General features: G+C 72.8%; 1 protein-coding gene (only partly in view). It reads right to left on the bottom strand.

Translation table 11 applies throughout. The features are described from left to right. Positions 1 to 25,422, bottom strand: the 5' portion of a protein-coding gene (locus K8612_RS08720; protein WP_223761947.1) for a non-ribosomal peptide synthase/polyketide synthase. 6,678 nt of this gene lie to the left of the window's left edge; the window shows 25,422 of its 32,100 coding nt (coding positions 1-25,422); its start codon is at positions 25,420 to 25,422; its stop codon lies off the left edge, out of view.

Genomic DNA, 25,422 nt, shown 5'->3' with positions numbered 1-25,422 from the left:
CAGCAGCGCGCCCCAGAGCTCCAGCGTGGAGGCGTCGAACGCGACCGGCGCGGCCTGGAGGAACACCTGCTCCGGGCCGAACGCGATGAAGCCATTGCCCCGGACGAGGCGCACGATGCCCCGGTGGGGCACGCAGACGCCCTTGGGACGGCCGGTGCTGCCTGACGTGAACATCACGTAGGCCAGCGCCTCCGCGGGCACCCGCACGTCCGGCGGCGTGGCCGGTTGCTTCGCGATCGGATCCGCCTCCGCGTCCAGAAGCACGAGGAGCCTGGTCACCGCCGGCAGCTCATCCGCCAGCGCTTCCTGCGTGACGAGCACGCCGACACCCGCCTCCTGGAGCACCCAGGCCGTGCGGTCCGCCGGAGCCTTCGCCTCCACGGGCACGTAGGCCGCGCCCGCCTTGAGGATGCCGAGCATCGCGACGACGAGCTCCGGCGAACGCTCCACGCACAGCCCCACGCGGTCCCCGGGCCGCACGCCCACCTGGCGCAGGTGGTGCGCGAGCTGGTTCGAGCGGCGATCCAGTTCTCCGTACGTGAGCTCACGTGCCGTGTCCGGCGATGGGAAGGCCCCCGGACTCGCGGGCATCCTGACGGCGACGGCGTCCGGTGTGCGCGCGGCCCGCTCCTCGAACAGCGCGGGCACGGAGGCGTCACGCGGATACTCCGTCGCGGTGTCGTTCCAGGCGACGAGCACCTGGCGCCGCTCCTCCGCCGTCAGCAGGGGCAGGCGCGTGAGCGGCGTCACTGGCGAGGCCACCGCGGCTTCGAGCAGCACGTTCAGGTGCCGCGCCATCCCGGCCACCGTGCCGGGTGTGAACAGGGCGGTGTTGAAGTTGAGGCCTCCCGTGAAGCCCTCGGGTGCGCGGTGCAACTGCAGCTCCAGGTCGAAGCGGATGGCGCCCGGGTCGGCGTTCATCGGCTGGAGCGTCAGGCCGGGCAGGGCGAGCGGCGGCAGCGGCGCGTTCTGCAGCGTGAAGGTGACCTGGAAGAACGGCGTCCGGGATGCGTCGCGCGCGGGGTGCAGCGCTTCGACGAGCTTCTCGAATGGGAGGTCCTGGTGTTCGTAGGCGCCCAGGGTGGTGCCCCGCACGCGCGCCAGCAGCGAGGCGAAGGTGTCGTCCTCGCGCAGGCGGGTGCGCAGGACGACGGTGTTGGCGAAGTAGCCGATGAGCGGTTCGGACTCGGCGTGGCGGCGGCCCGCGATGGGGGAGCCCACCAGCACGTCGTCCTGGCCGGCGTACCGCGACAACAGCAATTGGAACGCGGCCAGCAGCACCATGTACGGCGTGGCGCCCTCGCGCTTCGCCAGGGCCTCCAGGGCTTCGCTCAAGGCTCGCGGGAGGGTGACGGGCATCAGGGCGCCCTGGAAGGTCTGCCGGGCCGGACGCGGATGGTCCGTGGGCAGCTCCAGGTGTGACGGCGCGCCTTCCAACTGCCGCCGCCAATAGCCGAGCTGCGCGTCCAGCACCGCGCCCTGCAACCAGCCCCGCTGCCACAGCGCGTGGTCGGCGTACTGCACCGGCAGCTCGGGAAGCGGGGAGGGGAGGTTGCGGGAGAGCGCGGCGTAGAGCGTGCCCATCTCGCGCACCAGGACGCCGGTGGACCAGCCGTCGGAGATGATGTGGTGCAGGTTCAGCACCAGCACGTGCTCCGTGGGCGACAGCTTCAGCAACAGGGCCCGGAGGAGCGGACCCTGCTCCAGGTCGAACGGGGTGCGCGCCTCCTCGCGGGCGAGCCGGGTGGCTTCGGCCCGGCGCGGCTCCAGGTCAGGGAGGCCGGTGAGGTCCACCTGTCGCAGGGGCAGCGGAGTGGGAGCGTGGATGACCTGCTCCGGGGCTCCTTCGTACTCGCGGAACGTGGTGCGCAGGACTTCATGCCGGCGCACCAGCCGGTCGAAGCTCCGCTGGAGCGCGCCCAGGTCCAGCGTGCCCTCCAGCCGGAGCGAGAACGGCATGTTGTAGGCCGTGTCCGCGGTGCCCAGTTGGTGGATGAACCACAGCCGCTGCTGCGCGAACGACAGCGGCAGCACCGCGGGCCGTACACCACGGGTCAACGGCGTGAGGCCGGTGGGCTCGGGCTTCTCCGGTTCGGCCGGTGCGGGCGCCGCGGCTTTGGCTGGGACGATGCGCCGGGCGAGCGCCTCCACGGTGGGGGCTTCGAACAGCGTGCGCAGCGGCACCTCCTGGCCCAGGCGCGTCCGCACGCGCGCGGCCACCTGGGTCGCGAGCAGCGAGTGTCCGCCCAGCTCGAAGAAGCTGTCCCGCACGCCGACCTGGGGGAGGCCGAGCACCTGCGCGAAGATCTCCGCCAGGGCGCGCTCGGTGTCGTCGCGCGGAGCGATGGGGTCCGCGCGTCCGGTGGTGGTCGCGTCCGGAGCGGGCAGGGCCCTGCGGTCCACCTTGCCGCTGGAGGTGAGGGGCAGGGCGTCCAGGCGGACGAGCGTGGAGGGCACCATGTACTCGGGCAGCCGCGAGTGCAGGAACGCGCGCAGGCCCGCGGTGTCCAGCGTCCCGCCGTCGATGCGGACGTAGGCGACGATGCGCGGTCCCGCCGTGCCTTCCTGTCGGACGACGGCCACGGTGTCGCGCACGCCGGGCCAGGACTGGATCGCGGCTTCGATGTCGCCCAGTTCGATGCGGAAGCCGCGCAGCTTCACCTGGAAGTCGGCGCGGCCCAGGTACTCCAGGGTGCCGTCGGTCCGCCACCGGGCGATGTCGCCCGTGCGGTACAGGCGCGCGCCGGGCGTGTCACTGAAGGCGTCGGGGATGAAGCGCTCGGCGGTGAGCGAGGGACGGCGCCAGTAGCCCCGGCCCACCTGCACACCGCCGATGAACAGCTCGCCCGGGATGCCTGGGGGCACGGGCTGACCGTGGGCATCCAGGACGTGCATGCGCGTGTTGGCCACGGGGCGGCCGATGGGGATGATTCGCAGTGCCTCGTCGCGCGGGCACTCCCAGGACGTCACGTCCACGGCGGCCTCGGTGGGGCCGTAGAGGTTGTGCAGCGTGCTGTGTGGCAGGCGTGCGTGGGCGCGGAGCACCAGGTCCGCGGGCAGGGCTTCGCCGCTGCACATCACCTGACGCAGCCGCGTCAGGGACTCCAGGCCGGGCTCCTCCACGAAGGCGCGCAGCATGGACGGCACGAAGTGCACCGTCGTCACGCCCTCGCGCGCCATCAGGGCCACCAGGTAGTCCGGCTCCTGGTGGCCGCCGGGCCTCGCGAGTACCAGCCGCGCGCCCGTCATCAGGGGCCAGAAGAACTCCCACACGGACACGTCGAAGCTGAACGGCGTCTTCTGAAGCACCGTGTCGGAAGGCGTCAGGCCGTAGCGCCCCTGCATCCAGCGCAGCCGGTTGACGACACCCGCGTGCGCGTTCATCGCGCCCTTGGGACGGCCCGTGCTGCCGGACGTGAAGATGACGTAGGCGAGCGAGTCCTCACCGGCCAGCGACACGGGACGGTCCGTGGACTCACGCGCGATGGCGTCCCACTGGCTGTCGAGCGCGATGACGTGCGCGGCCTGCGGAGTCAGCGTGGCGCGGAAGCGCTCCTGGATGAGGAGCACCGGCGCGGCGGTGTCCTCCAGCATCCCGGCGAGCCGCTCCGAGGGCGTGGCCGGATCCAGCGGGACGTAGGCCGCGCCGGACTTCAGGACGCCCAGGAGGGCGACCACCAGCTCCAGCGAGCGCTCCATGCAGACGCCCACCAGGGTCTCCGGACCGACGCCGCGCGCACGCAGGTGGTGCGCGAGCTGGTTGGCCCGGACTTCGAGCTGCGCGTACGTCAGGCGCTGGTCCTCGAACTGGAGCGCGATGGCCTCCGGCGTGCGTTCGGCCTGGGCTTCGAAGAGGTGATGGAGCGTGGCGCCTCGCGGGGAGTCCACGCGCGTGTCGTTCCAGCCGCGCAGCACCTGTTCGCGCGCGGCCGGCGTGAGCAGCGACAAGGTGGAGACCGGCGCGTCCGGCGTCGCGACGACCGCCTTTGCCAGCACGGTCAGGTGCTCCGCCATGCGCTCCAGCGTCGCGGCGTCGAAGAGGGCGGTGGCGTACTCCAGGCGGCAGCGCAGGCCGTCGCGCTGCTCCCAGACCTCCAGGGTCAGGTCGAACTTGGACGTCGTCACCGGCACGTCCACGCCGCCAATCTGGAGCCCGGCGCCTCCGGCCGTCTGGGCCTCGGGCACGTTGATGACGTTGAGGACGGTCTGGAACACCGGCGTGCGGCTCAGGTCGCGAGGCGCCTGGAGCACGTCCACCAACTGCTCGAAGGGCATGTCCTGGCGCGCGTAGCCGCCCAGGGCCTGCTGCTTCACGCGCGAGACGAGCTCCCGGAACCCCGGTGCCCCGCCGAGCCTCGCGCGGAAGGCGAGCGTGTTGACGAAGCAGCCGAGCAGGCCTTCCACCTCGGGACGTGAGCGCCCTGCGATGGGCGTGCCCACCGCGAAGTCGTCCTGTCCGGAGGTGCGGGAGAGCAGCACCTGGAACAGCGCCATCAGGACCATGAAGGACGTGGCGCCTCCACGGCGGCCCAGCGCGAGGAGCGGCTCGGACAGCTCGCGAGGCAGGTGGAAGGCGTGCGCGGCGCCCGCGTAGGACTGCGCGGCGGGGCGGGGATGGTCGGTGGGCAACTCCAGCGGCGGCGTGCCCTGGAGCAGGTCCTTCCACCAGCGGGCCTGCTCCTCCAGCACCGGCCCGGTCAGCCACGCGCGCTGCCACACGGCGTAGTCGGCGTACTGCACCGGCAAGGGCGGCAGGACGGAGGGCACACCGGCGCTGGCGCAGGCGTAGAGGACCGGCAGCTCGCGGCTGAGGACCAGGGCGCACCAGGCATCGGAGACGACGTGGTGCAGGAGCAGGTGCAGGACGTGCGTGTCCGGAGCCAGCCTCAGCAACAGCGCGCGCGCCACTGGACCCGTGCCCAGGTGGAAGGGCGTCGCGGTGTACGCCTGGCAGCGGCGGAGCATGGCGGCCTCCCGCGCCTCGGCCGTGTCGCCGGGGACGTCCTCCGTCTCCAGGGGCAGGGTGCCGGTCGCGTGGATGACCTGCACGGCCCCGGTGTCGCCCAGCGCGTAGGTGGTGCGCAGGACCTCATGGCGCTCCACGAGCGCGTGGAGCGCCGTCTGGAGCGCGGTGCCGTTCAGCGCGCCCGTGAGCCGGAAGATGATCGCGTTGTTGTAGGCGGTGCTCTCCGGCTCCAGTTCCTGGAGGTACCAGAGGCGCTGCTGCGCGAACGACAGCGGCAACGGCCGGTCGCGCGGCGCTCGCGGGATCGTCTGGATCGCACCGGCTGCGCTGAGGGACACCCCGTGCAAGGTCGCGTCCGGAGCGCTCGTGACGGCGGGCGACGCAGGGCGTGGCGAGGACGGCTTGGACGCAGGGGCGTTCACGGTCGCTTCCGGGGCGCTCGTGGCGTCAGGCGATGCGGGGCGCGGCGCGGGCGGCTTGGACGCAGGGGCGCTCAAGGTCGCGTCCGGAGCGCTCGTGACGGCGGGCGACGCGGGGCGTGCCGCGACCTTGGACGCAGGGGCGTGCAAGGTGGCGTCCGGACCAGACGTGGCGGCAGGTGGCGCGGGCAGCTTGAAGCCAGGGACGTTCACGGCTTCGACACGACCATCGGCGCGCAGGCGCACGGCGCGGCCCGTGCGGTAGAGGCTCGCGGAGCCACTCCTCGGATGCGGCGCCAACCGGTTCGGCGCTTCGCCCGTCACCTTCCAAAGCGCGGCGGGCAGCCCCGCGCCCGACAGGGCCAGCTCTCCGACGACGCCCGCGGGCACGGGCGCCCCGGCCGCGTCCAACACCCAGACCTCCAGGCCCGCCGGCAGCTTCTCCTCCGGCGTACGCGGCAGCAGGCCTCCCTCCCGGGCCTCCCCCGCGAGCAGCACGTCCCCACCCGAGGTCCGCTGGAGCGCCGACGCCAGCTCCGCGGATGCGTTCTCCAGGACCCATGCCCCCACCGGAGCCAGGGCCTCCCGCGCTCCCGGGAGGTCCGTCAACGCGCGGGCCAGCCGTGCCGTGGTGTTCACCAGTACCGCGCCTGACTGCTTCGCCAGGGACAGCACCTCCGCCGCATCCGTCTCCCGCTCGCCGCGCACGCGCCGCGAGTGCGACGCCGCGTCGGCGGCCACGGCCTCTCGCGCCCTGGCCAGGCGCTTGAGCCCTTCCAGGACGACCGGCGTCTCCAGGCCGAAGTCGATGAGGCACGTCACCTCGTCCACGTCCGAGGCCCGCACCTCGCGCAGCCGCTGGATGCCGCTCTCCACCGTGCCGATGAGGCCGGTGCCCTTCGCGTGGTGCTCGAAGGTGTGCTCCAGCAGCGCGTCGATGTCCTCGCGGGACACCTTGGCGATCTCCCCCTGGTATCCCTGCGCGGCGAGCAGCGACGTGGTGATGTCCGCCGAACTCCGGAAGTACGCGAGCAGCGGCTTGCGCACCCGCCTCAGGACCTCCGCCTCGTCGTCCCCCAGGTACGTGTGCAGCATGCAGGTGATGTGGCCCCGCCCCGGGTGGCCGTTGCGGCGCCACGCCTCGCGGTAGAGGGCCACCTTCGGCTTCAGCTCCTCCAGCGAGTGGGCGAAGAGGCCCGTGAGCACACCCGCGCCCAGCTCGCCCGCGAGCCGGAACGTCTCCGGGTTCGCGGTGGCGGTGAGCCACACGGGCAGCTCGCGCTGCACCGGCTTCGGGCGCAGGCCCACCTCCACGGTGACGCCGTTGCCGCCCGGACGCCGCAGCCGCTCTCCCCGCCACAGGCCTCGCAGCGTCTCCAGGTGGCGCAGCAGGATGTTGCGCCGGTCGGCGTAGTTCCCGGGCGCGAAGATGAAGTCCTGCACGTGCCAGCCCGTCGCCACCGACACGTCCACGCGGCCCTGCGACAGGTTGTCCACCACGGCCCACTGCTCCGCGACGAGCAGCGGATCATGCAGCGGCAGCACCACGCTGCCCGAGCGCAGGCGCAGGTGCTTCGTGACGGACGCGAGCGCCGCGGAGACCACCGCGGGCTGCGGGTAGATGCCCCCGAAGGAGTGGAAGTGCCGTTCGGGCGTCCAGATGGCGGAGAAGCCGTTCGCGTCCGCGAACTTCGCGCCCTCCATCAGCAGCTCGTACTTGGGCCCGGAGAGCGAGTCCTCGTCGTTGGCGAAGTACGACAGGCTGAGCTGAAGCGGACGCGCTGCCGCCTCGTCCGGCGAGCCCCGGCGCGACGTGGTGGCCTCGGAGGGGTACAGCACGCGCAGGCCGCGAGACAGGGCCCAGAGGGACTCCAGCTCGGGCTTCTCGGGGGCGGGTTCGGACGCGGCGAGCCAGGTGGTGCCCGGCGCCGGACGCAGCCGCGCATCCAGGCCCGCGAAGAAGCCCGTGAGCGACGCGTGACTCAACGCCCACGCGGGCTGGCCCGCACCCATGGGCAGGAGCCACGCGAGGGACTCCGGCGCCGGAAGCGGCAGCGCCTCCGTTGCCGGCGACACGTCTCCCAGCACCTCTTCGACGTGCAGGACGCGCGAGGACTCCAGGCGTGCCGAAGTGAAGAGCCCGCGCCAGGTGATGAGCCGGGGCACGGCGCTGCCTTCCACGGCATAGACGGCCAGCGAGTCCAGGTCCGTGGGGCCGAGCGCCACCGGCGCGCCGCCTGCCTCCAGCACACCCCACAGCGCGGCCAGCTTCTCCGGCGATGCCCGGAGGCAGAGCGCCACGGGCTCTCCCGGCCGCAGCCCCTGCTCCCGCAGGTTCGATGCGAGCCTCCTCGCGCGCGAGGCCAGCTCCCGCCAGGTCCAGGTCCGCCCGGCCTGCTCCACGGCGATGGCGTCCGGCCGCCGCAGCGCGTGTTCGCGCAGCCGCGCGGGCAGGACGGGGGCCTGCGTGACGGGCGTGGGGGCGGGCCATGCGCGGCGTTCGGCGTCGGTGGCCAGCGGCAGGCGGGAGAGGGGCTCCTCGGGCCGGGCCAGCGCCGCGCCGAGCAACACCTGGAGGTGCTCCAGCATCCGCCGCGCGGTGGAGGCGTCGAACAGCTCCGTCGCGTACTCCAGCGCGCCGTGGATGCGGCCGGGTTCCTCGGTGAGGATGAGCGTCAGGTCCGACAGGGTGGCGCCCCACTGCACGGGCGTGCCCGGGACCTCGATGAAGGTGCCTCGCGCCCCGACGGCCGCCAGCGCGTCGCCGCCCATCTCCAGGTTCGAGTGGTAGACGAACACCGTGTCCGTCATGCGCTCCCGGCCGATGTCGCGCCCGGGGACGAGCTGTTCGACGAGCAGCTCGAAGGGCACGTCCGGCCGCGACTGCACGTCGGTGACCTCGCGGCGCACGCGGTGCAGGAGCTCGCGGAAGCTCGGGTCATCCCCCACGTGGGTGCGGAACGCGGCCGAGTGCGCCACGTAGCCGATGAGCGGCAGCAGCTCCGGCCGCGTGCGGTTGCCGATGGGCGTGCCGACGATGAGGTCCGCCTGACCGGTGTAGCGGTGCAGGAGCGCGTTCCACGCGGCGAGCACCGTCATGTACGACGTGAAGCCCTCGCTGCGTCCGAAGGCGACGAGCGCCTCGGCGAGCTCCGGTGGGAAGTCCAGCACCATGCGCTCGGAGGTGAGCGGGCAGCTCGCGGGACGGGGCCGGTCCGTGGGGATGCCGAGCTGCCTCGGCATGCCGGCCAGGCGCTGGCGCCACCACTGTTCCTGTTCCGGGAAGCGCGACTCCGCGAGCGACTGCCGCTGCCACGCGCCGAAGTCCGCGTACTGCACGGGCAGGGGCGCCAGCGGGGACGGCTGGCCCTGGAGGAAGGCGGCGTAGAGCTGCCCCACCTCCTGGAGGAAGAGGGACGTGGACAGCGTGTCGCAGACGATGTGGTGGATGGCGCAGACCAGCAGGTGCAGGTCCGCGCGCAGGCGCACGAGCGTGGTGCGCAGCACGGGGCCTCGCACCAGGTCGAAGGGGCGCGCGGCGTCTTCGCGGGCGATGGAGAGGGCGGCCTCCTCGCGTTCCCTGGGCGTGCCTTCCACTTCCACGAGGGGGAGCGGGATGCGCACGTGGGGATGGAAGCGCTGCACGGGCTGTCCGTCCACGGCGTCGTAGGTGGTGCGCAGGGCCTCGTGGCGCTGGACGACCTCCTGGATGGCCCGCTCCAGGACGGCGGCGTCGGCGGGGCCCTCCAGGCGCAGGACGAAGGGGATGGTGTACGCGGACAGGCCGGGCAGGTGCTGCTCCAGGCGCCAGACGCGCTCCTGCACGAAGGACAGGGGCAGCGGCTCCGTCCGGGATCGGGGCACGAGCGGCAGCTCGCGCGTGGGCTCCTGGGCCGGGGCCTGTTGGAGCAGCGGTTCGATGCGGGAGGCGAGCCCCGCGACGGTGGGCGCTTCGAAGAGGGCCGCCAGCGGCACCTGGACGTGGAAGGTGTCGCGGAGCTGGTTGAGGAGCTGCGCGGCCATCAGCGAGTTGCCGCCCAGCTCCAGGAAGTTGTCATCACGCCCGACGAAGTCCACGCCCAGCCGCTGACGCCACAGCGTGGCGATGCGGACCTCCACGTCACCGCGAGGCGCGTCCTCACGGCCTCCCGGAGGCGGGAGGGCAGGGCGCTCCAAGGATGAAGACGTCACCGCATGGCTCCCGGGAACCGGGCGGGAAGGAGGCTCCACGGGCGGGGGGGGCACTGCCGCGCTTGTGAGCGCGGGCGAAGCGGAGGACATCCCAGGACTACCGCTGTGCACGCTCGAAGCCTGGGGCGACCCGCTTGCGTCGGTGACCACGGGCGCACCGTCCTGACCGCGAGGTTCCACCCAGCAGCGCTTGCGCTGAAACCGGTACGTCGGCAGGTGCACGCGGCGGCGCTGCTCGTGGGCGTAGAACGCGGTCCAGTCCACCTCCAGCCCCTGCATCCACAGCTCGCCCACGCACTGGAGCAACCCCGACTGCTCCGTCGTCGCACCGCCCCTGCGCAGTGACGCGAGCGCCTTCACGCGCTCCCGGTCCTCGCCCAGGCACGCGCGGATCAGCGGGGTGAGGTCCTGGCCGGGCCCCACCTCCAGCAACACGCCGCACCCTTCCTCCAGCAGCGCCCCCACCGCGTCCGTGAAGCGCACGGGCTGCCGCATCTGCGTGGCCCAGTACTCCGGCGCGGCCAGCTCACCCGGACGCGCCAGCGCCCCCGTGAGGCTGGAGACGTACCGCACGGAAGGCTCGTGCCGCTGGAGCGCCCCCACCGCGCGCGCCAGCTCCACCATCAACGGCTCCACGTCCGCCGAGTGGAACGCATGTCCCGACGGCATGCGCACCGCGCCCGCCTTGCGCTGCTGCAACTCCGCCTGGAGGCGCTCCACCTCGTCCACGGGCCCGGAGACGACACACCGGTCCGGCGCGTTCACGGCCGCGAGCGTCAGCCGTCCGGACAGCAGCGGCTGGACCTCCGCCGCCGGCAGCGCCACGCCGAGCATCGCGCCCGGTGGCAGCCGGTGCATCAGCTCCCCGCGAACCACGGCCAATCGCAGCGCATCCGGCAGCGAGAGCACGCCCGCGACACAGGCGGCGGCGTACTCACCGAAGCTGTGCCCCAGCACCGCGTGCGGAGCGATGCCCCACGCCTGCCACAGCCGGGCCAGCGCCACCTGCACCGTGAACAGGGCCGGCAGCGCGACGCGGGTGTCGGAGAGCATCGCGGACGCCTCCGCCTCCTGGCCGGGCCCCGGACGCAGCAGCGTCTCCACCCTCGAACGCAGCGGCGCATCCAGCAGCGTCAGGCACGCGTCCACCTGCGCGCGGAACGCGGGCACGGTCGCATCCAGCTCCCGCCCCATGCCCACCTGCTGCGAGCCCTGACCGGAGAAGACGAACGCCACCCGCTTGCGGCGCGCCGCCTCCACGTCCTTCAACCGCGCGGGCGTGGCCGGCTTGCGAAGCTGCTTCGCCAGCTCCTCCGCGTCCCGGGCGACCACCACACGCCGGTACTCGAAGGCCCGGCGCCCCACGGCCTGCGTGTACGCGGCGTCCGCGAACGCCCCCGCGTCCCCCACGACCTCCAGGGAGAACCGCGCCGACAACGCCTCCAGCGACTCCGGCGAGCGCGCCGACAGCACGCGCAACGCGAGCTGCTTCGCCGCCGCCTCCAGGGCCTCCGGCGAGCGCGCGGACAGGACCTGATCCGCCAGCTTCAACGACGCGGCCTCCAGCGCCTCCGGAGACCGGTCCGCCAGCACGTGCGACGCCAGCGCCAGCGCTCCCGCCTCCAGCGACTCCGGCGAGCGCGCCGACAGCACGAACAGTTGGTGCGAGCGCGTCGTGGGCCCGCTCCGGACGACGGGCGCCTCCTCCAGCACGGCGTGCGCGTTCGTCCCGCCCACGCCAAACGAGCTCACCGCCGCGCGCCGGGGCGTCCTCCCCCGAGGCCAGGGCCGCAGGCGCGTGTTGACGAAGAACGGCCCCGCGTCGAAGTCGATCCGCGGGTTCGGCGCCTCGAAGTGGAGGCTGGGGGGAATCTCCTCCTCGCGCAGCGACAGCGCGACCTTGATCAGCCCCGCGAGCCCCGCCACCGTGTCCAGGTGGCCCACGTTCGTCTTGAGCGACGCCAGCGGGATGGTGCCCCGGTGCTCGGCCCCCATGCCGTAGGCGCGCTGGAGCGCCGCGACCTCGATGGGGTCGCCCAGCGGCGTCGCCGTCCCGTGCGCCTCCACGTAGCCGATGTCCGTCGCCGCCACGCCGGAGCGGCGCAGCGCCTGGGTGATGACGGCCGCCTGACCCTGCACGCTCGGCGCCGTGAAGCCGGACTTGTCGCGCCCGTCGTTGTTGACGGCGGTGGCTCGGATGACGGCGTGGATGGGGTCGCCGTCGCGGACCGCGTCCTCCAGCCGCTTGAGCACCACGGCCGCCACGCCGCTGCCGGAGACGGTGCCCTTGCCCTGCGCGTCGAAGGCGCGGCAGTGCCCGTCCGGGGAGTAGATCATCCCCTCCTGGTGCACGTAGCCGGTGCGCTGCGGCACGGACAGCCGCGTCGCGCCCGCGAGCGCCACGTCCGACAGACCGGACAACAGGTTCTGACACGCGACGTGCACCGCCACGAGCCCCGTGGAGCACGCCGTGTACACGAGCAGGCTCTCACCGGTGAGCCCCAGCTTGTAGGACACCTTCGTCGGCAGGCTCTGGTAGGTCGCCGTGCCGTACAGCTCGAAGAACGCCGCCGAGTCCAACGGCAGGTGCCGCCGCACCTCGTTCGCGTACCCGGACTCGTTCGCGCCCGCGAAGAGGGAGATGACGCCCGGGAAGCGCGCCGGATCGAGTCCCGCGTCCTCCAGCGCCGCCCACGCGCACTGGAGGAACATCCGCTGTTGCGGGTCGGTCCACTGCGCCTCGCGCAGGGACATGTCGAAGAACGCGGGATCGAACTGGTCGATGTCCGCGAGCACCCCCTGCGCGGGCACGAACCCCGGATGCTGTGACAGCGCCACGCCCGGAGGCAGGCCGGGCATCGGCTCCAGCTCCTCGGGCGTGAAGCGGGAGATGGACTCCACGCCTTCACGAAGGTTGCGCCAGAACTCCTCCACCGACGCAGCGCCCGGGAAGCGCCCGGACATGCCGATGATGGCGATGGCGTTCGACGGCGGCGCGGCCGCCCGGTCCGTCGCGGCCGTGGAAGCGGAGCTGGAGGTCATGGGCGCGGGAACCGGTGCGGAAGCGGGCGTGGAGGGCACGGACGGGATGGGCTCCACCGGCGGCGTGGAGGCAGGGGCGGGGGGCGCCGCGAGGCGCTCGGGGTGCCCTTCGCGCACCAGCCGCCGGGCCAGTGCGTGGACCGTCGGATGTTCGAACAGCCAGACCACGGGCACGTCGCGCTGGAGCGCCTCGTGCAACCGGCTGGCGACGCGGACCACGGTGAGCGACGTGCCGCCCAGGTCCTCGAAGAAGTGGTCGTGGACGCCGACGCTCCGCGTGCCCAGCTCCCGGGCCCAGATGGCGGCGAGCTGCTCCTCCAGCGGATCCGCGGGCTCCACGAACCGCCCCTTGCGAGCACTCGCCGAGACGTCCGGCGCGGGCAGGGCCTGGCGGTCCAGCTTGCCGGTGGCGGTGAGCGGCAGCGCGGGCAGCGGGACGAACGCCGCCGGGACCATGTATTCGGGCAGCCGCTGCCGCAGGTGCTCGCGCAGCGCCTGGACATCCAGCGCGCCGGCCACCACGTAGGCCACGAGCCGCTTGTCGCCGGGCACGTCCTCGCGCACGAGCACGGCCGCGTCGCTGACGGCGGGCCAGTCCCGGAGGGCGGCCTCGACCTCGGACAGCTCGATGCGGTAGCCCCGCACCTTCACCTGGGTGTCGATGCGGCCCAGGAACTCAAGGCTTCCGTCCGCGCGCCAGCGCACCCGGTCCCCCGTGCGGTACACGCGCTCTCCGGGCGTGGTGGCGAAGGGGTGGGGGATGAAGCGCTCCGCGGTGAGGTCCGGGCGGGAGAGGTATCCCCGCGCGAGCCCGTCTCCGCCGATGAGCAGCTCCCCCGGAACGCCCACGGGCACCGGCCGCAGCGAGCCGTCCACCACGAACGTCCGCGTGTTCGGCAGCGGAGGCCCGATGGGGATCGCCTCGGACGGGACGTCCCCGGGCCGCTCCATGCGCAGGCAGCAGGTGAAGACGGTGGCCTCGGTGGGGCCGTAGCCGTTGACCACCGGCAGGCCCAGCGTCTCCACCACGCGGCGCGTGTGCGTGGGGGACAGGACGTCCCCGCCGACGAAGAGCTGCCGCAGTCCGCGCAGCACCTCCAGCTTCACGTCCACCACCTGCGCGAACAAGCCCGCGGACAGGTAGAGCGACGTGACGCCGTGACGGCGGAGGATCTGCCCCAGCAGCTCCAGGTCCGTGGGCGGCCGGGGCGGGAAGACCACCAGCCTGCCGCCGGACAGCAGCGGGCCCCACAGCTCCAACGTCGACGCGTCGAAGGACAGCGGCGCGATCAGCAGGAAGGTCTCGTCCGGAGTGAAGCGGGCCCAGGGGGCGCCGTGCAGCAGCCGCAGCACGCCCCGGTGCTCCACGGCGACGCCCTTGGGGCGGCCGGTGCTGCCGGAGGTGAAGTCCACGTACGCGAGGTTCCGCGAGGAGAGCGCCACGTCCGGCGCCGCGGAGGGCTGGTCCTCCAGGGGCGTCTCCTCCACGAAGACGCACGGCACGGCCTCCGCGACCGGCAGCGACGCCCGCAGCGCGCGGGTGGTGACGAGCAGCCGGGGCGGCGCGTCCTCCAGCATGAGGGCCAGTCGCCGCGCGGGATACGCGGCATCCAGGGGCACATAGGCCCCGCCCGCCTTGAGGATGGCCAGGAGCGTGACGACGAGCTCCACGGAGCGCTCCAGGCACACCGCCACCAGCGCGTCCGGCCCCACGCCATGCGAGCGCAGCACCCAGGCCAGCGCGTTCGCCCGCGCATCGAGCATCGAATACGTCAGCCGCGCGTCACCTGCTTCCAGCGCGATGGCCTCCGGACGCTGCGCGACCTGGAGCGCGAAGCGCACCACGAGGTTCGACTCACGCGGGTAGTCCACGCCAGTCGCGTTCCACACCGTGAGCACCTGCTGGCGTTCCTCGGGAGTGAGCCACTCCACCTGGGCCAGGGGGACGTCCGGAGCGGCGACGACGGCATCCAGCAGCGTGCGCAGGTGGCCGGCCAGCCGCTCCACGGTGGGACGCTCGAAGAGGTCCGTGCTGTACTCGATGACGCCGCGCAGGCCGTCCGGCGCCTCGTGCAGCAACAGGCCCAGGTCGAAGCGGGCCGTGGCGTTGTCCACCGGCACGGGCCGCAGCGTGAGCCCCGGCGCCTTCAGCTCGCCAGCGGGCGCGTTCTGGAGCGCGAACACCGTCTGCACCAGCGGGTTTCGGCTCAGGTCGCGAGCCACCTGGAGCTCCTCCACCAGCTTCTCGAACGGCAGGTCCTGGTGCTCGAAGGAGGCGAGCGCCGTGGCCCGGACCTGGGAGAGCAGCGTCCGGAACGAGTCCCCCGGCCGCACGCGCCCGCGCAGCACCAGCGTGTTCACGAAGAAGCCGACCAGCCCCTCCAGCTCCGCCCGGTCGCGGCCCGCGATGGGCGAGCCCACCAGCAGCTCCTCCTGCCGCGAGTACCGCGACAGCAGCACCTGCCACACCGCGAGCAGCGCCATGTACGGCGTCGCGCCCTCCGAGCGGCCCAACGCCATCAAGCGCTCCACGCCCGCGGACGGAAGGTGCACGGGGAGCAGCGCCCCCTTCGTGGACTGGAGCGGTGGACGCGCCTTGTCCGTGGGCAGCTCCAGCACCTGGGGTGCCCCGGCGAGGTGCTGCTTCCACCACGACACCTCCCGGGCCAGCACCTCCCCCTGGAGCCAGGAGCGCTGCCACACGGCGAAGTCCGCGGGCTGCACCGGCAGCGACGGCAACACGGGCGTCCGGCCCGAAGCGAAGGCCTCGTAGGCGCCAGCCACCTCGCGGACGAGCACGCCCAGCGACCAGCCGTCGGAGACGATGTGGTGCATGCACAGGAGCAGCAGGTGCTCCCGCGCGTCCAGGCGGAGCAGCCGTGTGCGCAGGAGCGGTCCCCGGCCCAGGTCGAAGGGGAGCGCGGCCTCCTCCACGGAGCGCCGCTGGGCCTCGGCCTCGCGGGTCTCTTGAGGCAGGGTCCCCAGGTCGGTGACCGGCAGCTCCCAAGTGCCCGCCGGGTGCACGTGCTGCACGGGCTGGCCCTCCTTCATCGCGAACGTGGTGCGCAGGGCCTCATGCCGGGAGACCACGAGCTCCAGGGCGCGGCGCAGCGCCTCCACATCCAACGCGCCGTCCAGCCGCAGCGCGGTGGCGATCGTGTAATGGCTGCCGCCCGGGCGGAGCTGCTCCACCACCCACAGCCGCTGCTGCGCGTAGGACACCGGCAGGTCCCGGTCCCGCGACGTCGCGACGAGGGCCGGGATGCGCGACCCCTCCACGCGCGAGAGGAGGCTGGCCTCCACCCGCTCCGTGAGGCGCGCGACGGTGGGCGCATCGAAGAGGGCGCGCAGCGGCAGCTCCACGCCGAAGGTCGAACGCAGCCGGGAGACGAGCTGCGTGGCGAGCAGTGAGTGCCCCCCGATGACGAAGAAGTCATCGTGCAGCCCCACCGACTCCAGGCGGAGCAGGTCCTGGAACAGCGCGGCGATGCGCTGCTGGAAGAGCGTCATCCGCTCCGGCCCCACGGGCCCGGCGGCGACCGAGCGCGCATCCGGAGCAGGCAGGGCCTTGCGGTCCACCTTGCCCACGGGCGTGAGCGGAAGCGCGTCCAGCGACACAAACGCGGAGGGCACCAGCGGCGCGGGCAGCCGTTCGGAGACGAAGGCGCGCAGCGCCGCTGCCTCCACCGGAGCGCCCGGAACGAACCACGCCACGAGGCGCTCCTCGACCACCCCCGCCACCGCGGCCCTCACCGAGGCATGCTGCCGGAGGACGGCCTCCACCTCGCTCAGCTCGATGCGGAAGCCGCGCAGCTTCACCTGCGTGTCCATGCGGCCCAGGAAGTCCAGCGTCCCATCCGCGAGCCAGCGCACCCGGTCGCCCGTGCGGTACAGCCGCGCACCGGGCACGTCGCCGAACGGTGAAGGCACGAAGCGCTCCGCCGTCAGCGCGGGGCGCCCCAGGTAGCCCCGGGCCAGACCGTCACCGCCCAGGTACAGCTCGCCCGGGACGCCCACGGGCACGGGCTGCCCGTGCGCATCCAGCACGTACGTCTGGACGCGCGTCATCGGCCGGCCGATGGGCACCGACGCCGCGTGCTCCGGCAGGCCCACGATGTCATGCGTGGTGACGCCCACGGTCGTCTCCGTGGGGCCGTACAGGTTCACCAGCCGGCCCGGAGGCCCCGCGCGCAGCACCGCGCGAGCCGCGTCCGCGTTCGCGGCCTCACCGGCGTAGAGGACCGTGCGCATCGTGGCGAAGGCATCAGGGACTTCACGCGCCACGGTGTGGAACAGGGCCGTGGCGAACAGGGCCGTGGTGGCGCCGGCCTCGCGCAGCGTGCGAGCCAGCTCCGCCGGAGCCAGCGTCACCTCACGCGGCAGGATGACGAGCCGCGCGCCGTTGAGCAGCGCGCCCCAGACCTCGAAGGTGGCCAGGTCGAACGAAGGCGTGCCCGCCTGCACCACGCGGTCATCCGGCCCGAGCTGGACGTAGTTCGTGTCCCGCACCAGGTGCACGATGGACTGGTGCGTGATGCCCACGCCCTTGGGCGTTCCCGTGGAGCCCGACGTGTAGAGCACGTAGGCCAGTTGCCCCGGGCGCACGGTGACGTCCACGGAGGCGGGCGCCGGCTCCTGGCCGGGTTCCTCCAGCTCCAGGCACACCGTGGGCAGGGAGTGTCCAGGCAGGGCGCCCAGCAGGTCCCGCTGGCCCACCACCGCGCGGATGCCCGCGTCCTCGAACATGAACGCGAGGCGCGAGCGTGGATACGCGGGGTCCATGGGCACGTAGCAGCCGCCCGCCTCCAGGATGCCGAGCATCCCCACCACCAGCTCCAGCCCCCGCTCCACGCACAGCGCGACCCGGGCCTCCGGAGGGAGCCCGAAGGCGCGCAGCCGCCGGGCCAGCCGCCGCGCCCGCTCCGCCAGCGCCGCGTAGGTGAGCACCTGGCCTTCATGCTGGACCGCGATGGCCTCCGGAGCGCGGAGCACCTGGGCCGCGAACAGCTCCGGCACGGTGTGGGGCGCGAGCGGGCGCTGCGTGGCGTTCCAGTCCACGAGCACGCGCTGGCGCTCCCCGGCGTCGAGCAGCGAATGCTCCCGCACGGGCGCGTCAGGCCGGGCCGTGAGCGCCGCGAGCAGCGCCTGGAAGTGCGCCATCATCCGCGCGACGGTGGCGGGGTCGAACAGGTCGGTGCTGAAGTTCAGGTTGCCGCTGAACGCGCCGTCCCGCTCGTGGAGGCTGAAGTCCAGGTCGAACTTCGCGGTGGTCGTCTCCCCGCCGCGCAGCTCCAGGCGGAGGCCGGGAAGGTCCAGCGCGTCCGCGGGAGCGTTCTGGAAGGTGAACGCCACCTGGAACAGCGGGGACCGGCTCAGGTCCCGGGCGCCCTGCATGCCCTCCACCAGCTTCTCGAAGGGAAGGTCCTGGTGCGCGTACGCCGCGAGCGTCGTCGTCTTCACCTGGGCGAGCAGCGTCCGGAACGAAGCGCGAGGGTCGATGCGTGCCCTCAGCACCAGCGTGTTCACGAAGAAGCCGATGAGCCCCTCCGTCTCCGCGCGGTTGCGGTTGGCGATGGCGGAGCCCACGAGCACGTCGTCCTGGCCCGAGTAGCGAGCCATCACCAACTGGAAGCCCGCGAGGAGCACCATGAACGGCGTGGCGCCCTCCCTGGCCGCCAGCGCCTTCACCGCGCCGGACACGTCCGGGGACAGCGCCACGGGGAGCGAAGCGCCCCGGAACGACTGCGCCGCGGGGCGTGGCCGGTCGGTGGGGAGCTCCAGCGCGGTGGGCGCGCCGTCGAGCTGCCCGCGCCACCACTCCAGCTCCGCCTGGAGCACGTCTCCCTGGAGCCACGAGCGCTGCCAGAGGGCGAAGTCCGCGTACTGGAGGGGCAGGGGAGGCAGCGCTGGAGCCTCACCGGAAGCGAAGGCCCGGTACAGCGCGCCCAGCTCGCGAGCGAAGACGCCAATGGACCAGCCGTCGGAGACGATGTGGTGCAGCGTGAGCAGCAGCCAGTGACGCCGTGACTCCAGCCGCAGCAGCACGGCGCGCACGAGCGGCCCGGTGCCCAGGTTGAACGGCCGCTCGGCCTCGGAGGCGGCGAGCCGGTGCGCCTCAGCGTCACGGCGGTCCTCGGGGAGGGACTCCAGCGAGACGACGGGCAGCGTGAGCGCCGCTTCGGCATGGAGACGCTGGACCGGCGAGTCCCCGTCGGACACGAACGTGGTGCGCAGGACCGCATGCCGGCGCACCAGGGCCTGGAGGGACTGCTCCAGCGCGGAGGCATCCAGCGCGCCGTCGAGCACCAGGATGCCGGGCACGTTGTAGAAGGCGCTGCCGGGCTGGAGTTGATCCAGGAACCACAGCCGCTGCTGCGCATAGGACAGCGGCACGGGGCCGGAGCGAGGCACGGCCACGAGCGGCGGCGTCCCCGGCCGGGAGTCCCCCCGCGAGCGAAGGGCCGCCACACGGACCGCGAGCGTCTCCACCGTGGGCGCGGCGAAGAGGTCGCCCAGGGGCAGCTCCACGCCCAGCGACGAGCGCAGGCGGGACACCACCTGCGTGGCCAGCAGGGAGTGGCCCCCCAGGTCGAAGAAGTCATCGTGGATGCCCACGCGAGGCACGTGCAGCACCTCCGCGAAGAGGGCGGCGAGCTGCTCCTCCACCGCGTCGCGAGGCGCGACGTACGTGTCCGCCGAAGCCGCGGGGGCTTCCGGAGCGGGGAGGGCGGAGCGGTCCAGCTTCCCGTTGGCGTTGAGCGGCAGGGCGTCCAGCACCACGATGGCGCTGGGGATCAGGTAGTCAGGAAGCCGCTGCTGAAGCTCCGAGCGCAAGGCCCTGCCGTCCAGCGCCGCACCGGCGACATAGGCCACCAGCCGCTTGTCTCCGGCGACGTCTTCGCGCACCAGGGCCACGGCTTCGTGCACGCCCGGCAGTCCGCGCAGGGCCGCTTCGACCTCACCCGGTTCGATGCGGAAGCCGCGCAGCTTCACCTGGAAGTCGGTGCGCCCCAGGAAGTCCAACGTGCCGTCCGCGCTCCAGCGTGCCCTGTCGCCGGTGCGGTAGAGCCGTGCTCCCGGTGCCGCGCTGAACGGGTGGGGCACGAAGCGTTCGGCGGTGAGGGCTGGCTGGTGGAGGTAGCCCCACGCCAGTCCCTCGCCGCCGACGTACAGCTCTCCTGGCATGCCAGGGGGCACGGGACGCATCGCCGGATCCAGCACGTACGCGGTGGAGTGGGGCAGGGGACGCCCGATGGGAACGGCGGTCTCCACGGCGTCGCCCGCATGCATCACGTGCGTGGCGGAGAAGGTGGTGTTCTCGGTGGGCCCATAGCCGTTGATCAACACCGTGCCCGGACGCATCCGCGCCAGGTGTTCACGCACGCGGGACGCCGGGAGCACGTCGCCTCCCGCCAGCACCTGCGCCACGGAGGCGAGGGCCTCCGGATGGTGCACGGCCATCTGCTCGAAGAGCGCGGCCGTGAGCCACAGCGTGGTGACACGGTGCCCTGTCACCCCCTCCGCGATGCGCGAGAGGGACAGCTCCCCCGGCGGCGCGAGCACGAGCCGGGCCCCATGCAGCAACGCCCCCCAGATCTCGAGCGTCGAGGCATCGAACGCGGCCGGCGCGAGCTGGAGGAAGACCTCCTCCGGGCCGAAGCGCATGAAGCCGGTGTCCACCACCAGCCGCGAGACGGCGCGGTGCGGAACGCAGACGCCCTTGGGCGTCCCGGTAGAGCCCGAGGTGAAGAGGACATAGGCCAGCCTGTCGCCAGCCGCACGCGGCTCCGGCGGCGCTGTCTCTGGACGCGAAGCCAGCCGGGGCGCGTCCGCGTCCAACAGCACCAGCGGCGTCATCAGCGACGGCAGTTCATCCGCGAGCGCCTCCAGCGTGATGACCATCCCCGCCCCGGACTGCTCCAGCAGGAGGGACCAGCGCTCGGGCGGAGCGTTCAGGTCGACGGGGACATAGGCCGCGCCGCTCTTGAGCACGGCCAGCAGTGAGACGATGAGTTCCACGGAGCGCGGCAACAGCACGGCCACGCGGCTGCCCTCGGAGATGCCAGAGGCGCGAAGGTGGTGGGCGAGCTGGTTCGCCCGAGCGTCGAGCCGTGCATAGGACAGGCTTCCGGACTCGGACACGAGCGCCACCGCGTCTGGCGCCCGAGCGACCTGCTCCGCGAAGCGGGCCGGGATGGACTCCGCGGAGAAGTCCCGGACGGAGGCGACGCCGCTCCAGTCCTCCAGCACCTGACGCCGTGCCTCGGTGGACATCAGCGGCAGTTGCGCCACCGGTGCCTCCAGGTGTCCGGGGAGCGCTTCCAGCAGCGTGGCGTAGCCCTGCATCAACCCCTGGAGGAAGACGGGGGCGAACAGGTCGGTGTTGTAGTGGAGGCTGCCGGTGAAGCCGTCCGGCGACTCCTCCAGGATGAGGCTGAAGTCGTACTTCGACGGGGTGAAGGGAGGGGGCAGTTCGCGCAGCGTGAGGTCGGGCAGCCGCCACTCCGCGGTGGGCGCGTTCTGGAGGGTGAGGGTGACCTGGAAGAACGGCGTGTGGCTCGGGTCGCGAGCGGGCTGGAGCTCCTCCACCAGCTTCTCGAAGGGGACGTCCTGGTGTTCGAAGGCGCCGAGCGTCGTGGCGCGAACCTGGGCGAGCAGCGTCCGGAACGAAGCGCGAGGGTCGATGCGAGCGCGCAGCACCAGCGTGTTGACGAAGAAGCCGATCAGCCCCTCCGTCTCCGAACGTGTGCGGCCCGCGACGGGAGCGCCCACGCTGACGTCGTCCTGTCCGGCGTACCGGGACAGCAGCAGTTGGTACGCGGCCAGCAGCACCATGAAGGGTGTGGCGCCCGTCTGCCTCGCCACGGCATGCACGCCGTCCGTCAGCGTCCGGGACAGCCGCACCGCGAGCTGGTCCCCCGAGAACGTCTGCGCCGCCGGGCGCGGCCGGTCCGTGGGGAGCATCAAGAGCGGAGGCGCGTCCGCGAGCTGCGCCCGCCAGAACGCAAGCTGCGAGGTGAGCACCTCTCCCTGGAGCCACGAGCGCTGCCACGCGGCGAAGTCCGCGTACTGGATGGGAAGTGGCGGAAGCGAAGGACGCTGGCCGGAAGCGAAGGCCCGATAGAGGGCAACGAGCTCACGCACGAGCACCCCCGTGGACCAGCCGTCCGATGCGATGTGGTGCGTGAGGACGAGCAGCACATGCCGCGTCTCCTCCAGCCGCACGAGCACCGCGCGGAAGAGCGGCCCCCGAGCCAGGTCGAAAGGCCGCCGCGCCTGCGCTGAGACGAAGTCCCGCAACAGCAGGTCAGCCAGGTCCACGAACTCAAAAGGGCACGGCGCTGGAGGCGCGATGCGCTGGACCGGCCCGTGGGCGCCAGAGGCGAACGTTGTGCGCAGCACCTCCTGGCGTTCGACCAGCGCATCCAGGGCCTGCCGCAGCGCGGGAACCTGGAGCACCCCTTCGAGCAGGACGGTCCCGGGCAGGTTGTACGCAACGCCCCCGGGCTGAAGCTGCTCCAGGAACCACATGCGCTGCTGCGCGAACGACAGCGCGAGCTCGCCCTCCCGGCTCACGGGCCGCAAGGGCGGAGCCCGAGGACCCTCGCTCTGGCTCCGCGCCTCCTCCAGCACCGAAGCCAGGGCCGCGAGCGTGGACGCCTTGAACACCGAGCGCAGCGGCAGCTCCACCTGCAACGCCGAGCGGATGCGCGAAAGGAGCTGCGTGGCGAGCAGCGAATGTCCTCCCAGCGCGAAGAAGTCATCGTGCACGCCCACGCGCTCCACGCGCAGCAGCTCCGCCCAGAGCGAAGCCAGCCGCTCCTCCAGAGGAGTGCGAGGCGCGACATACTCCGGCGCCACTCCCGAGGCGACGTCCGGCACGGGCAGCGCCCTGCGGTCGACCTTGCCGCTGGACGTGAGGGGCAGGGCCGCCAGCGCCACGAAGGCACCGGGAACCATGTACTCGGGGAGCTTCTCCGAGAGGAACGTCCGAAGGGCCTCCGTCCCTGGCACCTCCGTCCGGCCGACGAGATACGCCACCAGCCGCGTGTCGCTCGCCGTGACGCCCGCGAGCGCCACGACGACGGCCTGTCGCACGGCCGGGTGCTGCTCCAGCGCGGCCTCGATCTCCCCCAGCTCGATGCGCAGCCCGCGCACCTTCACCTGGAAGTCGGTGCGGCCCAGGTACTCGATGGCGCCATCGGGCAGCCACCGGGCGAGGTCCCCCGTGCGGTACAGCCGGGCACCCGGCACGTCGCTGTACGCGTCCGGGATGAAGCGCTCCGCGGTCAGGTCCGGGCGGCCCAGGTACCCTCGGCCCACCTGCACGCCCCCGATGAACAGCTCGCCGGGAACGCCCTGGGGCACCGGCCGCAGCGACGCGTCCAACAGCCGGATGTCCGTATTCGCCACCGGATGCCCGATGGGCACCGAGCGCCCCAGCGCGCCGCGGACGCATTCGTACGCGGTGACCTCCACCGCGGCCTCGGTGGGGCCATAGAGGTTGTGAAGCCGGACCTGGGGCAGCCGCGCAAGGCACCGTTCGGCCAGCTCCAGCGGCAGCGCTTCACCGCTGCACACCACCTGGCGCAGTGACTCGCACTGCGCCAGGCCGGGCGCCTCCAGGAACGCCTGGAGCATGGACGGCACGAAGTGCGTGACGGTGATGCGCTCCCGCGCGATGAGGTCCGCCAGGTACTCCGGCTCCTGGTGTCCTCCGGGCCGAGCCACCACCAGCCGCGCGCCCGTCATCAGCGGCCAGAAGAACTCCCACACGGACACGTCGAAGCTGAACGGCGTCTTCTGCAACACCGCGTCGCCCGGCGACAGCGGCAGCGCCCCCTGCATCCACAGGAGCCGGTTGACGATGCCCGCGTGCGCGTTCATCGCGCCCTTCGGCCGCCCCGTGCTGCCGGAGGTGAAGATGACGTACGCCAGCGCGTCCTCGGAGGCCACCGGATGCGGCGTCCCGGACGGCTGCCGGGCCACCTCTGCCCATTGGGAATCCAGGAGGAGCACCGGCACGGCGTCTCCGGCTGGAAGCCGCGCCACCAGCCGCTCCTGGATGAGCACCACTGCGGGCCGCGCGTCCTCGAACATCCACGCGAGCCGCCGTGCGGGCAGGGCTGGATCCAGCGGAACGTAGGCCCCTCCGGCCTTCAACGTCGCGAGCAGCGCCACCACCAGCTCCAGCGACCGCTCCAGCATCAACCCGACGCGGACCTCCGGCCCCACGCCCATGGAGCGCAGGTGCCACGCAAGCTGGTTGGCCCGGGCATCCAGCTCCGCATAGGTGAGCGCCGTCTCTCCGAACGTGACGGCCACCGCGTCCGGCGTGCGAGCCACCTGCGCTTCCACCCGCTGATGCAGCAGCACCCCGCGAGGAAACGCCTCCCGGGGCCCGCTCCACGCATGAAGCACGCGCTGCCGCTCGTCCGCGTCCAGGAGGGACAGCTCCGACACGCGCGCATCCGGCCGGGAGACGGCATCCTCCAGCAGGACGCGCAGGTGCCCCATCAGCCGCGTCATCGTGGCCTCATCGAAGAGGGCGGTGCGGTACTCGGCGGTGAGGCGCAGGCCGTCCGCCTGTTCGAAGGCGAAGAGGGTGAGGTCGAACTGCGCGAAGCCGCTGTCCACCCACTGCGCGTCCAGCGACAGCCCGGGCAGGCGCACGGCCGGAAGGGGCGTGTTCTGCAGGACGAACATCACCTGGAAGAACGGCGGCACGTCCAACTGGCGCGGAGGCTGGAGCACCTCCACCAGCTTCTCGAAGGGCACGTCCTGGTGCGCGAAGGCCTCCACCAACGTCGCCTGCACGCGGCCCACGAGCGAGCGGAATGACGGGTCCACCTCAAGCGAAGTGCGCAGCGCGAGCGTGTTGACGAACAGCCCGACCAGCGGCTCCAGCTCCGCGCGCGAGCGTCCTGCGACAGGCGTTCCGACCGTGAGGTCATCCTGCCCGGAGTAACGCAGGAGCAACACCTTGAAGCCCGCGAGCAACACCGTGAAGAGGGTGGTGCCCTCCTGCGCCGCCAGGGCCGCGAGCCGCTGGACCAGCGCGGAGGGCAGCATCGAGGACACGGTCGCGCCCCGGCTGTCCGCCTGTCCGGTGCGGGGCCGATCCGTGGGCAGCGACAGGACCGCCCGCGCATCCAGCCGCGAGCGCCACACCTCGAGCGCCGCCTCCAGCGCCTCCCCCTTCAACGCCTCCCGCTGCCACACGGAGAAGTCCGAGTACTGCAACGCCAGCGAGGGCAGCACCGGCGTCCCGCCCGAAGCCAGGGCCTCGTAGAGCACGCCCAGTTCATGCACCAGCAGGCCCATGGACCAGCCGTCGGACACGGTGTGGTGCAGCGCGAGCAGCAACAGGTGCTCGGTGGGGGAGACGGCGAAGAGCACGGCGCGCAGCAGCGGCCCCTGCTCCAGGTCGAACGGCGCGCGAGCCGCCTCGTGCAACCCGCGCCAGGCCTCCGCGGCATCCGCCACCGGAACCACGGGCAGGGGCACGTCCAGCTCGGGCGCGACGCGCTGCCATGGCCGTCCGTCCTGCTCCACGAAGGTGGTGCGCAGCACCGCGTGGCGGCGCACCACTTCGTTCAGGCTCCCCGCCAGCGAGGGCACATCGAGCAGGCCCTCCAGCCGCACCGAGTAGAGCAGGTTCAACCCGGTCTGCCCGGGCGCCAGCCGTTCCTGGAACCACATGCGCTCCTGACCGAACGACGCCGGGACCCGCGACGTGGGGCGGCGCTTCTCGCGCAGCAGTTCCGCCAGCCGCGCGCGCTTCTGCTCAGGGGTGGAAGCCAT

The sequence above is a fragment of the Corallococcus sp. AS-1-6 genome (genome assembly GCF_020037015.1).
GTDB lineage: Bacteria > Myxococcota > Myxococcia > Myxococcales > Myxococcaceae > Corallococcus.
This window is presented reverse-complemented; position numbering and strand designations above follow the sequence as displayed.